The organism is Halorubrum lipolyticum DSM 21995, assembly GCF_000337375.1.
Lineage (GTDB): Archaea > Halobacteriota > Halobacteria > Halobacteriales > Haloferacaceae > Halorubrum > Halorubrum lipolyticum.
This window is the reverse complement of record NZ_AOJG01000038.1, coordinates 1-12905: the sequence shown is the minus strand read 5'-3', so window position 1 is coordinate 12905 and position 12905 is coordinate 1. Positions and strand designations below refer to the sequence as shown.

The 12905-nt window shown below is 68.1% G+C and carries 9 protein-coding genes; 3 read left to right on the top strand and 6 right to left on the bottom strand.

Annotation, left to right across the window (positions count from 1 at the left end; translation table 11 throughout):
• Window positions 1-6: 6 nt before the first annotated feature.
• A complete protein-coding gene (locus C469_RS13145) occupies window positions 7-528 on the top strand; it encodes a redoxin domain-containing protein (RefSeq protein WP_008007381.1) in 522 nt (173 codons plus the stop codon).
• Between the two features lie 639 nt (window positions 529-1167).
• Here the strand turns inward: C469_RS13145 and C469_RS13140 are convergent.
• The 5 genes from C469_RS13140 to rdfA form a co-directional block, all read right to left on the bottom strand.
• Window positions 1168-1512, bottom strand: coding sequence for a thioredoxin family protein (locus tag C469_RS13140; RefSeq protein ID WP_241430029.1), 345 nt, complete (start codon window positions 1510-1512; stop codon window positions 1168-1170).
• A 132-nt stretch (window positions 1513-1644) separates the two neighbouring features.
• A complete protein-coding gene (locus tag C469_RS13135; RefSeq protein WP_008007377.1) occupies window positions 1645-4455 on the bottom strand; it encodes a DEAD/DEAH box helicase in 2811 nt (936 codons plus the stop codon).
• The gene (locus tag C469_RS13130) at window positions 4452-5285 is read right to left on the bottom strand and encodes a hypothetical protein (protein WP_008007375.1); all 834 of its coding nucleotides are present in this window, start codon (window positions 5283-5285) and stop codon (window positions 4452-4454) included. The genes C469_RS13135 and C469_RS13130 overlap by 4 nt, the downstream gene beginning before the upstream one ends.
• Before the next feature lie 459 nt (window positions 5286-5744).
• Window positions 5745-6962, bottom strand: coding sequence for a CaiB/BaiF CoA transferase family protein (locus C469_RS13125; protein WP_008007373.1), 1218 nt, complete (start codon window positions 6960-6962; stop codon window positions 5745-5747).
• Between the two features lie 276 nt (window positions 6963-7238).
• Window positions 7239-7862, bottom strand: a complete 624-nt coding sequence (gene rdfA, locus C469_RS13120) for a rod-determining factor RdfA (RefSeq protein ID WP_008007371.1) — start codon at window positions 7860-7862, stop codon at window positions 7239-7241.
• 362 nt (window positions 7863-8224) lie between these two features.
• Between rdfA and C469_RS13115 the strand changes: the two genes are divergently transcribed.
• Window positions 8225-9739 (top strand): phosphoenolpyruvate carboxykinase (ATP), encoded by a 1515-nt coding sequence (locus tag C469_RS13115; protein WP_049911436.1) that lies wholly within the window; start codon window positions 8225-8227, stop codon window positions 9737-9739.
• Window positions 9740-10100: 361 nt separating this feature from the next.
• On the opposite strand, the gene C469_RS13110 is transcribed toward C469_RS13115, so the two are convergent.
• Window positions 10101-11576, bottom strand: coding sequence for a family 4 glycosyl hydrolase (locus tag C469_RS13110; RefSeq protein WP_049911447.1), 1476 nt, complete (start codon window positions 11574-11576; stop codon window positions 10101-10103).
• A 155-nt stretch (window positions 11577-11731) separates the two neighbouring features.
• On the opposite strand from C469_RS13110, the gene xacR reads away from it, so the two are divergent.
• Window positions 11732-12427 carry an HTH-type transcriptional regulator XacR gene (gene xacR / locus C469_RS13105; RefSeq protein ID WP_008007366.1) on the top strand — a complete coding sequence of 232 codons (696 nt, stop codon included), beginning with the start codon at window positions 11732-11734 and terminating at the stop codon, window positions 12425-12427.
• Window positions 12428-12905: the final 478 nt, after the last annotated feature.

Sequence of the window (12905 nt, the reverse complement as noted above, 5' to 3'; positions counted from 1 at the left end):
CGTCTTTTGTATCTGCTCCAGATCGGACAGACGGCGCCGACGTTCGAGCTCCCCGGCGCGGGCGGCGGGCGGATCGACACGCACGGGCTGGCCGAGTACACCGACAGCGGATGGGCGGTCGTGGTGGTGTTCTACCCCTTCGACTTCCACCCGGTGTGTACGACGCAGATGTGCACCCTGCGGGACAGCGAGGCGCTGTCGCTGCGTGAGAACACCGTCGTGCTCGGAATCTCTACAGACGGCGTCTACAGCCACCGCGCGTTCGCCCAGAAGCCCCGGATCGACTTCCCGCTGCTCTCGGACAGCGACGGGCGGGTCGCCGAGGCGTACGGCGTGCGCGCCGACGAGATCGACGACCACCGCGGGGTCGCGCGCTCGGCCGTCTTCGTGGTCGACCCCGACCGCACCGTCCAGTACGCGTGGCGGAGCGAGGAGACCGCCGACGAGCCGGACCTCGCGGCCGTCGAACGCGCGGCGGGGTGTCACGGCGACGAGTGCGAGCTGCCGGACGGGAAGTCGTATTTATAAATTCGGTTCGCCGGAGCGCTCTTTTTCAAATACCACGTGAAACAGCCGACAGCATGCGGCTGTGAATCCGCAGAACCTTCCGCCGCCCTGTTATAAGCGATTGCCGATAGACGTTCGGTGACCACCGCCAAAGCCCCAGCCGCGAGAACTCGCGCGGCTCGCTGTGCGCTTCGGTCGCTCGCGTTGCTCGCTCCCTGCAGTGCTGGCGCCGCCGTGCTTCGTTCTCGCGGCTGGGGCTTTGAGTCCCGAACGCACAGCACCGCCGGAAGACGGTCGCCTCGCTCCGCTCGGCGCTGCGACTTCCGTGCCCCCGCTCGCTCCCTCCGGTCGCTCGCGGGACCGCAGCCTCACACCTCCCCAGCCTCGTCGGTGGTCCTCCGCGTTGCTCCGGACCACCGACTCCCTCGCGCGGTGCTACTCGGCCGCGAAGCGGCCTCGCAGGCACGCGCCCCTGCCATCTATTTATAAGCGGTTTTCGTGTTCGCTCACTCAGTTTTAAATACTGTCTCGCTGCCGACGAACAACACCACAAGCCCTCACAAGCGGCTATGGAAGTATCGGGAATAACTGCGGAGAGGAAATGAATTAGTCGTTCGCCGCATTTCTGTCAGAAACCATCCGTTCCACCGGTCTCCGGTCCTACTCCAGCGCCGCCCGAATGTTGTCGGCGCCCGTGACGCCGACGAACCGCTCGACCTCCTCGCCGTCGCGGAAGACCGCGACCGTGGGGATCGACCGGACGCCCGCCTCCGCCGCGAGCCCGTTGTGTTCGTCCGTGTCGACCCCGAGGACCGGGGCGTCGATGGTGCCGGCCAGCTCCTCGAGGATGGGCGTCTGCTGCTTGCAGGGGCCACACCAGTCCGCGAAGTAGTCGACGACGACCTGGTGGTTCTCCGCGATCGTCTCCTCGAAGGAGGCCGCGCTCTCCACGTCGATGATTCCGCCCGCCCGCGCGCCGTCGCCGGAAGCCGCGTCGGATGACATACCGGAGCCGAGGGTCCGGGGCCCCATATCCCTTCCCGAACCGCGCGGTAAGCGGGTTACCGGCGGGTCATCGGGCGAGCGATCGGCCGCGAGCGGCCGTGCCGGCGCGAGAGGCGACGCCAACGACTGCGACTAACGCCGGAGAGACCCGTCTTGAGCCGGTGTGACGTCACATTGGTCGAACCGGATCTGCGTCCCGTAGCCGTTACGCTCAACGACGGGGTCGGCGACGTGGTACCGCTCGCCTTCGACCATCGGCTCCGGGTCCTCCCAGCCGACGAGTTCGATCTCGTAGTTCCCGCAGTCCAGCTCGATCCGGTAGGGCGACTTATCGGTGTGCGGTTCGGTGACCGACGCGCAGCGACCGGTCACCCCGGGGAGGACGGGGTCGAAGTAGTCGTCGAGCTCCTGAACGAACCGCGACTCCTGTCCCCGCGGGGCGACCGCGTGGAACTCCCCTTCCGTGCGGGTCAACGCCACGTAGAACAGCCGTCGCTGTTCGGCGAGGTGGTTCGCCGGGTTCGCCTCGACGGGAGCCAGCAGGCCGCCGGACCGGTTCTCGTTCGGAATGCCGTCCTTGTCGCCGTCGGTCGCGGGCGCGAGGATCACGACCGGCGCCTCGGTCCCCTTGGCGCCGTACACCGACTGGACCGCGACGACCGGCGGTTTCGAGGGCAGGTCCGGGCGCTCGTCGGCGTCGGCGTATTCGACGTTCCCCTTCTCGTCGAACGCCGCCTCGCGGGTCAGCTCCTCGCGGTACCACTCCGGGACGTAATCGTCGTGGTTCTTCGGGCGCTTGTGCGGGACGCCCCTGGACGCGAGCTCCTCGCGGAGGTCGGTCAGGAAATCGCTGTTCTCGTCGTTCTGTGAGATCACCATCACGTCGTCGTAGGTCCGCCCGTCGGCGAGGGCGTCGTCGATCAGGTCCGCGGTGTAGGCGACGCCGCGGCGGTCGAACAGATCGAGCGAGTGAATCTGGGGAACGACGTCCGCTTCCGTATCCGCCTCGACCGCCTTCGCGTTCTGCTCGACCTCCGACAGCGACATCAGCTTCCGTCCCGCCTCGACGACGGTCGGCGGACAGCGGAAGTTCACCGACAGCGACGTGTACGTGGTGTCCTCGAAGCGGTCGGTGTACCCCGTGAAGATCCGGACGTCGCTCCCCCGGAACCCGTAAATGCTCTGCCAGTCGTCGCCCACGCAGAACAGGTGCGTCTCGCTGCCGACGCCCAGAAGCGACTCGAACAGCTCGAGCTCGGCCTCCGAGACGTCTTGGAACTCGTCCACCAGCAGGTGGTCGTAGCGGGTCCCGAGCTCGACCGGGTGCTCACGGATCACCGCCACCGCGTCGCCGATCATCCGCCCGAAGTCGATGGGGCCGTCCATCCGGGCGGCCTCCGCGTGATACGCGGAGAGCAGCGAGGCCCCCGCCCGGCCGAACGCCGACGCCAGCGCGTCGGAGTCTGGACACCGCGCCCGGACGTCGTCGGGCTCCAGATCGAACGTGGCGGCCTTCTCCAGGAAGTTCTCGAGCCTGTCGACCACGTCGTCCCGGTCGGGGGGCCCGCCGTCGCGTTCGGTCCTGAGATCGCGGTACTCCCGGATCTCCGCGCGGAACCGGCGATACGCCTCGGGGTCGACCGGATCGAACGCCTCGGGCGTCTCTTCGGCCCTCGACGCCCGGTAGAACTCCTCGGCCAGCTCCGACCGCCTCTCGCCAGGGGAGGCACCGCTGCTGCGTCCGCGGTGTCGGCGCACGATCCGGTTGGCGAATCTGTGGATCGTCGAGATGTTGAGGTCCCGCTCGTGTACCCCGTCCACCTGCGCAGCGATCCGGCCCTTCATCTCGTCCGCGGCGTCGTTGGTGAACGTGACGGCCGCGATGTCGTCGACCGGAACGCCCCGCTCGAGGAGGTAGAGGAACCGGTAGGTGAGCGTGAGCGTCTTTCCGGTCCCGGCGCTGGCGTCGACCAGGTTGCGCCGGTCGTTTCGGACGATCGCCTTCTGCTGGGACGGGTTCAACGGACCGTGGCTCGTCTCGAAGCGGTCGGCATACCGCTCGCGCTGTCGCTCGACGAACCGCTCGTTGTACGCCGGGAGCTGCTCGGCCAGCTGCCCGAAGCGCGCCTTCCGGTCGCGGAGCCACTCCACGTCGTCGACGGGGAGCAACTGCAGGTCCAGCTCCCGAGCCATCGTCCGAAGGGCCCGGCGGATCTCCGCTGCCGCGTCCGACAGCGCCGCCTGATCGCTGCTGATCATGTACCGCGTTCCCCCTTTATACCGGTCGAACCGGCTCTCGAAAGCATCCACGTCGGGGGCTAGCGTCTCCCGACGGTCGTCGAACGCCCGCTTGTTCCGGAGATACTCACGGGCGGCGACGATGTCGGACTCGAGGTTCGCGAGGTAGCGCCGTTCCGACCGGCGGAGATAGTCGGAGTCGACCCGGTCGCGAAGCGACTCGACCGCCGCCATCGCGTCGTCGACCTCGGTCGCGAACCCCTCGAGATCGAAGGCGGGCAGCGCCCCGTCCCGGCGCCGGTCGAGCGCGCGGTTGACCGGGCCGCCGTATATCCCCTCGACGCGCTCGATCGCCTTCGTGAACGCCCGCTCCGTCTCCGCCCGCTGCTCGAGAATCCGATCGCGTTCCGCGAAGTAGTCCAGGTTCAACAGCCGTTCGACCAGGGGCTCTAGCGGCTCCGGCGTGACGTGGACGAGCAGTTCCTCGCGCTCGACGTTCGCCTTGTGTTCCTCGAGCGCGGGGAACGTCCCCTCGTGTTCGTCGCCGAGCGCCCTGCTCGCCCGGTCGGTGACGCCGCGACCGGCTTCGGAGCTTCGGCCGTCTGTCGAGTTCGCCCCGTCTGTCGAGTTCGCCCCGTTCGCCGAATTGTCGACGGCCGCTGTCCGATCGGCTGCGGCGTCTCCGGACGGCTCGGAGCGCGTCACGCGCGCTCACCGCCGCGATCGGCCTCCGGTGAAAAGGGGAGCAGCTCCGGGTCGTCCTTCGGCGCGGCGTAGGCGTCCCAGACCCCCTCGGGGCCGAGCGGATCCCCGTTCGCCGGCTGGTACTCCGCGAACGGCCGGGATTTCGGGTTGCCGCTTTTCATCCGCTGGACGTGGGTTTTGAACACCTTCTCGGCCGTCGTCTTCCCCTCCTCGACCTCGCGTCGCCCCGGGACCGAGAACCGACAGAGCGTACACGCCAACGCCGGCACCTCGCGAGTCGACTCCGTCTTCGGCGCGCCGTGGACGTCCGCCCATCCCTCGGTCTCCCGCTCCAGTCGGTCCGCGTCCGGACTGAGCCCCTCGTTCGCCCCGTACGCCACCGACTCCGGGAGGAGCTGCTGGTCGAGTTCGCTGCCGCACCGCGGACAACAGCGCCCGGCGGCCTCGACGCGACCGTCGTCCCAGTACTCGACGTCCCACGCGACGTCCGTCGGCGCCACGCGGCCCCGAAGCACGGGTTCGTCGAAGACCGCGAGTCCCACCACGGAGTCGGCGAGCTTCACGCAGCTCACGAAGAAGCCGAGCAGGGTCCCGTACCGCCGATAGCCGTAGAGCGTCGTCGTCCCGACGACGGCCACGAGGCCGAGATAGAACAGCGGGGACGCCAGCGCGGCGGCGACGTCGTGAATCGTGAACGTCGGGAGCGGGCCGACGATGAGACTGACGACGGTGTATATCAGCCCCAGCGTGGAGAGGAGCGCGACGACGGCGACCGTCGACACGGCCACGGCGACGCCGTACCGCAGCGTTCGAGTGGTGATGCGCTGCATGACCGCGTCTTCGTCCGTCGCCTATTTTTCTCTTGTCGTTCCGACAATTCGCATGGAGACGGGGCTCGCAGGCGTCGGGTACGTCGGCGAGTCGGTCGCCCCACGCAACTACATAAGCAAACTGAACCTTCGTCGGGTTCGCCACCCGTGGCTGAGTCGGTCGTCTCCTCGGTGAGCCTCGGGCGAGGACCCGGGTTCCGTCCGGCTAGTCCGGCACCGGTGCCGTCGACCTTGGTGCGGGACCACGAGGCGGAACCCGTCTCGGAGATCGGGGCGGTCCGGAGTCAACTACTTATGAACAGCGGCAGCGAGACGCGAAGCGCCGCTGGCACCCAGCGGCAACGCAGCCGGCGACTGAGACTTTGGAGACGCTCACCACAGCACCGCGTTCGCTTATAAACAGCCGCCAGCAACACCACACGATCACTGATAAACAACCACTCAACCGTATCGGTACACTCACTCCGCGTCGCTCTCGGACCCGAACGCGCCCGCGTCCGCCAGCTCGTCGATCTCCGCCTCGGAGTAGCCGAGCTCCCGGAACACGTCGCGGTTGTGCTCGCCCAGCGTCGGCGGCGGGAGGTCGAAGCCGCTCTCCGCGCCGTCGTACCGCAGCGGGTGTTCGATCACCGGGATCTCGCCGAGCTCCGGGTGGTCGATTTCGGTCAGCGTTCCGCGCGCGTCGATCTGCGGGTTGTGCAGCGCCTCCTCGACCTCGTACACCGGCCCGGCCGGCACGCCGGCGTCCTCGGCGATGATCTCGATCCACTCGTCGGTCGTGTGCTCGGCGAGCGTCTCCTCGATCTCGGCCTCCAGCTCGTCGAGGTGGTCGACCCGGTCGGCGTTCACCTCGAACCGGTCGTCCTCGGGGAGGTCGGGCCGGTCGAGCGCCTCGCACAGCTCGCCCCACAGCTTCTCGTTGAGGATGCAGACGTTGATGAACCCGTCCTTCGTCTCGAACGTCTGGTACGGGGCGAGGACAGGGTCTTTCGTCCCCATGCGCTTGGTCTCCTCGCCCGCGAACACCATCCCGGCCTGCTTGGTGAGCCACGGCAGCGTCGCCTCGAGCATGCCGAGGTCGATGTACTCGCCCTCGCCCGTCTGCTCCCGGCGGTACAGCGCCGTCATCGCGCCGAACGCGGCCCACATGGCCGTGATGAGGTCCGTCATCGGCAACCCGACTTTGACCGGCTGGCGGCCCTCCTCGCCGGTGACGCTCATGATCCCGCTCATCCCCTGAATCAGGAGGTCGTACCCCGACCGCTCGCGCCACGGCCCGGTCTGGCCGAACGCGGAGATGGCGAGGTAGACGAGGTCGTCGTTGTGCTCCGCGAGCGTCTCGCGGTCGACGTCGAGCCGCTCGGCGGTCCCGGGCCGGAAGTTCTGGATGAACACGTCGGTCTCCTCGACGAGCTCGTACAGCGCCTCCTTGGCCTCGGGGTTCTTTAAGTCGAGCTCGAGGCTCTTCTTCCCGTAGTTCAGCGACCAGTAGTAGGGCGATTCGCCCTTGATGAACGGCGGTCCCGAGTGGCGGACGGCGTCGCCGTACCCCGGCTGCTCGACCTTGACGACCTCCGCGCCCTGATTCGCGAGCATCGCCGAACAGAAGCCGCCGGTGACGAACGTGGAGAGGTCGAGGACGGTCACCCCGTCGAGTATCTTTCCGGTGTCGGTCATCTGCGGCCCCCCGTGACTGTCGCGCGTGTCGCGCGTGTCGCGTATTCCCGTCTCATGAACTCGTGGACGCCCATGCCGTGCACCTCGGCTTACCAGATAGTAAAACTACCGCCGATCGCCGTTCGAAGCCAGGCGACGGTCCCTCTAAGTACCAGATTTATATAGTATGTCTGTTTCTGATACATTAGCCGATCCGCGGCGCTCACGAAGCGACACCGATCGGTCGCCGAACGGCGTCCCTCGACTCACTCGTCGTCGACCGCCGCGTCTCCCGACTCACTCGTCGTCGGCCTCGGCGTCCACCGTGCATTCGCAGCCGCCGCGCCGGATCAGTTCCCCGACTGGCGCGTCGGCCCCGCAGTTCGGGCAGACGGTGCGCACGTCGACGAGCACGTCGTAGTCGCCGCGGTCCAACTCCCCGGCGTTCGCGAGCGACGAGATGGCCGACTCGGCGACGGCCGAGACCCGACCCTGGAGCTTCTCGATGGTCTCGACCTTTCGGTCGGCCATGTCGTCGTCGGCCGCCGGGAGGCTCGCCTCGCGCTCCTGCGTGAGGTACGTGTGGATCGCCTGGTGGGTGACGAAGTCCCCGGTCAGCTCGTCGACGTCGATTCCCTCGCGTTCGAGACGCCGACGCGCCCGCGTCGACGCCGAGCCGGAGTCGCCGCGGAGGGCCTCGTACGTGCTCGACACGTCGACGCTGAGCGACGAGACGCTCGCCTCCCGGAGGGCCGCCCCCAGCACCGCCTCGTTGAACTCGTCGGCGAGGTCCCGCAGGCTCGTCCGCTCGCCCGCCTCGCCGGTCCACGCGGCCTCCAGGTTCGCGCCCATTCCGTCGAGGTCGTACGCGCGGATCACCCGCGCCACCTTCGTGTTCGCCCCGCTCGTTTCGTTGCTCATACCGGGGCTTCGCCCCCGACCGTGACAAAATCATCGGTGTGGCGACCGGGCGCGACGGCTCGCCCCCGGCGAGCGGCCGACGATCTCGGTCCCGTCCGCGATAGCCGATCTGAGAACGAATTTCAAGAAACGTAGATGTTCGCGAAAACATACGATCTTATAACTGTTCGCGGTGAGGCGTCGAGCGCGCACTGACCACGTCGCGATCGGCCGAGCGGACGCGCCGAGAAGCGACGACGACCGCACCGCGCCGCCGCGGACCCGAGCGATCCGAACGGGGTCCCCGCGCAGACGGACCGGGGCCGGACAGTGTTCCGCCGTTCAGTACGCTTATTAGCCCGTCTCTCGGATCGACGGACGACATGGCTGCTCATGAGGCGGTGCCGGAGCCTGGGGAGTATCCCGATCCGGCGACGGCGGATCACGTCACGTACAACCCCTCGCTCGCGGAGCTGCGCGAGCTGTCGGCGAGCGACGAGGTGACGACTGAGTACGGCTCGCCGTCGTACGTGAGCGAACACCGATCGCGGAGCGCCGACGCGACGGCGAACGCCGTCGACGACGAGTTCGGCGAGGCGGATTACGACGTGTTCGCGCGCGGCGTCGAGTGGGTCGAGGACCCGGACAACGACGTGGTGTGCGTCGACCGAGTCGTCGGTCGGCACCCGGAGACCTCCCACGTGTGTCGGCTGTTCCTCCCCGCCGAATACGGCCGGATCGCGCTCTCGTGGGCGAAGCTCCTCGAGCCGGCCCGCGGCCGGCCCCCGGACTTCGTCACGGTGCAACTGCCGGACGCGACGGACGACCCGCGGATCCGCGTGCATCCGGACCGCGGCGTCACGACGGTGCTCGGCAGCGACTACACCGGCGAAGCGAAGAAGTCGTTCCTCCGGCTGTTCATGCACCGCGCGAAGCGGCGGGGCGGGCTGGGCCTCCACGCGGGAAGCAAGCGCGTCACGCTCGCCGACGGGGACGACACCCGCGACGTGGGTCAGCTCTTCCTCGGCCTCTCCGGGACGGGGAAGTCGACGCTGACCAGCCACGGCCTCTGGCTCGACGAGCCGGAGGGCGTCGAGATGATCCAAGACGACGTCTGCGCGCTCCTCCCGTCGGGAACGGTCGCCGGGAGCGAGGGCGGCGGCCTCTACGTGAAGACGATCGGCCTCGACGCGGCGGAGCAGCCGGAGCTGCACCGCGCCGTCACGGACGAGAGCGCAGTCTTGGAGAACGTCGCCGTCGACGACGACGGGACGGTCCGCTTCGACGAGCCTCGGTACGGGCGCAACGCGCGGGCGACCGTCCGCCGGGACCGGCTGGAGAGCTCGGCGGACGGGATCGACCTCGACCGCGTGGATCAGGTGTTTTTCATCACCCGGAACCCGCTCATGCCGCCGATCGCGCGCCTCAGCGACGAACAGGCCGCGATCGCGTTCATGCTCGGGGAGTCGGTCGAGACGAGCGCGGGCGACCCCTCGCGGGTGGGCGAGCCGATCCGAGTCGTCGGCACCAACCCGTTCATCGTCGGCTCCGAGGGCGAGGAGGGGAACCGGTTCCGCGACCTCATCGCCGACCTCGACATCGAGTGTTACGTCATCAACACGGGCGCGGTGGGAACCGACGACCCGATCGACGTCGGCGTCGAGGAGACTGTCGCCGTGCTGGAGGGAGCGGCCCGGAACCGCATCGAGTGGGAGCGCGACGACGACCTCGGGCTGACCGTCCCGAGCGCCGTTCCGGGGATCGAGGTCGACCGGTTCGCCGTCGCCGACCGCGTCGACGAGTTCGAGGCCGCCCGGGATGCGCTCCGCGATGACCGACGCGAGTACCTCGACCGGTTCGACGGCCTCGACGACGAGATCCGCGACGCGATGTACTAACGGGGCGCTTCGGGGCGGTATCGGACGTGGCGGCGGCGGCGGCTGCGAGCGTCAGTCGGCGCCGTGCCGCAGCGTGCGGCCGCAGTTTCGGCAGACGAGCGAGCCGTGGTCTCTCGCGACTGTGTCTCCGCATCGGGTGCATGTCGAACGCATACGTGAGTAGTGGTTCGACAGACAGATAACTCTTACTCGTCGATCGTCGAGTAGCGTCGCGCCCACGGCGTCCGATCGCGACGCGTCGAACGGACCGCGGTGCTCGCTCGCGGACGATCCGATCTCTCCACCGGCGACGCTCCCTCGGCGGCCGCTCGAGCTGATCGCGTGACCCGATGTCGGCCCGAGACGCGGTGCGCGGAAGCGCTCAGTACGCGTCTGCCGCCGCGAGCGTCGCCGCGTCGTCGAGCCGCCAGTCGTCGAGGAACCGCTCTTCGGCGGCCGCGAGTTCGGCGAACAGCTCCCGGGCCTCCTCGGTCTGGAGCGTCCGGACCTGCGGGTCGAGCAGGAACCCCTGGAACGCGCGGTCGACGTCGCCGTCGCGGGACGCCTCGATCACCGTCTCGATCGTGTCGACGTGCGTGGACAGCAGCGACCGGACGGGACGCGGGAACCCGCCGGCGCTCAGCGGCCGAATCTCGCCGGCGGAGACGAGCGCGTTCGTCTCCACGACGGTACCGGACTCGAGGTCCTCGATCTGTCCCCGGTTCGGTAGGTTGACGTTCGTGACGAACGGCTCGCCGCCCGCGAGCGCATCGAGGATGTCGAGGAGCACCTCGTCGGAGGCGGTGAGGTCGAACTCGCGCTCGCCGGAGAGCCACGCCTCCACGTCGGTGGTTTGGTCCGACTCGGCCGGCGTCCAGTGCTTCGCGCGGAAGTCGCTCCCCGTCCGCTTGACGCCCCAGCGGTTCAGCGCCTCCCGACCGCCCTGCAGGAACCACGTGGCGTACTCGACGACGTGCCGGTCGCCGGCCAGCGGGAGCAGCCCGAAGCGCCGGTACAGCTCCCACGAGACCTGCCACGAGTCGGTGAAGGGGCTCGCGTCGTCGAGGTCGGCCGGCTCGTAGGCGCGGTTCCCCTCCTCGCCGCGGGCCAACTCGTCGAGCAGCGGCCAGAGGTCGACCCCGTCGCAGTACGCCTCGTCGATCCACGTGAAGTGATTGATCCCCTTGACGTTCACCGAGATGTCCGACCGGTCGGCGTCGATATCGAGGTGCTCGCCGGCGAGGCTCGCCAGTCGGTCGCGGCCGTGGAGCACCTCGTGACACATGCCGACCGCGTTGATCTCGGGGAACTCGTCGTAGAGCGCGCGCGTCACGAAGTGGACGGGGTTCGTGAAGTTGAACACCCACGCGTCCGGGCAGTGCTCGCGGATCGCGGCGGCGAACCGGCGATAGACGGGGATCGTCCGCATCGCGCGGAAGATGCCGCCGGGTCCGATGGTGGCGGCGACCGCGCCGTAGATCCCGTACGACGCCGGAATATCCAGGTCGTGGACGAACGTCTCGGTCGGGTCGTACTGGGTCGACAGCAACACCACGTCGGCCCCGTCGAGGGCGTCGGCGAGGTCGTCCGTCGCGGCGTACTCCCAGTCGCCGACGGCGTCGTCGCGCTCCTGTACCCAGTTCCCGAACGCGGCGTTTCGCTCGGCGCTCTCGACGTCGGGGTCGTAGAGCCGCACCTCGCCGCCGAACGTCGAGAGCGCGAGGTCCTGTACGAGGTTCGGGACCCACTGACGGCTCCCGCCGCCGACGTAGGCGACGGTGAACTCGTCGGTTTCGAGTCGATTCCCGGCCGTCGCTCGCGACGAGACGGAGCGGCGCGTCGAGCGGTTTCGGTCCATGTTCATGGCTCCGTCCGATCCTATAAAATGGTACCGGGGCCCGTTACCCGTATTTTGTTCTGCTATCCAGAACACTTATGAGCGCTGTATGTCTCGATCGATCAGTATGGACGCTGTCTCTTATACACATCNCCCTCGCGCTGGTCGAGGAGCTGATGGACCGCGGGCCGTGCGGGGTGACGGAGCTGGCGGACGGGCTGGAGATGGGAAAGAGCGCGGTGCACAACCACCTCACGACGCTCCGAGAGCACGGATACGTGTTGAAGACCGGCGACGAGTATCAGCTCGGGCTGAAGTTCCTCGAGGTCGGCGGCTCCACCCGGAAGTCGATGGAGTTCTATCAGGTTGCCGAGCCGGAGGTGAAGTCGCTCGCGAACGAGACCGGCGAGCTCGCGAACCTGCTCGTCGAGGAGCAGGGGGTGGGCGTGTACCTGATGCGGTCGAAGGGCGCGGAGGCCGTCGACCTCGACACCTACGCCGGGCTCAGGACGCACCTCCACACCACCGCGCTCGGGAAGGCGATCCTCGCGCACCTGCCCGAGTCCCGCGTCGAGGAGATCATCGAGCGGCGCGGGTTAGCGCGAAAGACCCCCCGCAGCGTCGGCTCCCGCGAGGAGCTGTTCGAGGCGCTGGAGGGCGTTCGCGACCGCGGGTACGCGATCGACGACGGCGAGCGGCTCGAAGGGCTCCGCTGTATCGCGGCCCCGGTCAAGGACTCCTCGGACGAGGTGCTGGGCGCGATCAGCGTGTCGGCGCCCGCCAGCCGCGTCAGCGACGAGGACCTCCACGGGAAACTCCCCGAACGCGTGCTCAGCGCGGCAAACGTCGTCGAACTGAACATCAACTACTGAAAAGCGTTCTGAGAGGCAGAACGCATCGTGGGCGGTGTTCGATCGTCAAGTCGGTGTTTTAAGGGCGCAACGGCCGCGTTTCGGCCGATCACGATCGGTTTTCTCGAAGGGACTTACAGCACTACGAGCGTAATGAATTGGGCGGCGGTGGCGGGGGATGCGTTCTGATTTACAGAACGACTGGAGCACCGCTCGGTACCGGACGTGAGCGGTCTCGCTCGCATCCGGGGACCGCGATCGTCTCGCTCGGAGCGGCTACGCCGGATAGCGAGAAAATCCAACATATCCAATGGTTAAATAATATAAACAAAACGGTGTGAGTGGAGTGAGCATACTCCATCACAACCCACTTCGACAGCCACGAGAGCAGGCGGAGAGAGTTCCTCAAAGCCCTCGGCGCGTTCGGCGCCGCGACGGCGGCCGGTCCCGGAGCAGCGGGATCGGTGGCCGCCGATCCGGATTCGAGCCATCGGGAGGC

Bases quoted from the DNA above. Each gene is read 5' to 3' on its own strand.
- C469_RS13130 (WP_008007375.1), bottom strand. From the start codon at position 5,285: ATGCAGCGCATCACCACTCGAACGCTGCGGTACGGCGTCGCCGTGGCC.
- C469_RS13110 (WP_049911447.1), bottom strand. From the start codon at position 11,576: ATGGACCGAAACCGCTCGACGCGCCGCTCCGTCTCGTCGCGAGCGACG.
- C469_RS13140 (WP_241430029.1), bottom strand. From the start codon at position 1,512: ATGTCATCCGACGCGGCTTCCGGCGACGGCGCGCGGGCGGGCGGAATC.
- C469_RS13125 (WP_008007373.1), bottom strand. From the start codon at position 6,962: ATGACCGACACCGGAAAGATACTCGACGGGGTGACCGTCCTCGACCTC.
- rdfA (WP_008007371.1), bottom strand. From the start codon at position 7,862: ATGAGCAACGAAACGAGCGGGGCGAACACGAAGGTGGCGCGGGTGATC.
- C469_RS13115 (WP_049911436.1), top strand. From the start codon at position 8,225: ATGGCTGCTCATGAGGCGGTGCCGGAGCCTGGGGAGTATCCCGATCCG.
- xacR (WP_008007366.1), top strand. From the start codon at position 11,732: ATGGACCGCGGGCCGTGCGGGGTGACGGAGCTGGCGGACGGGCTGGAG.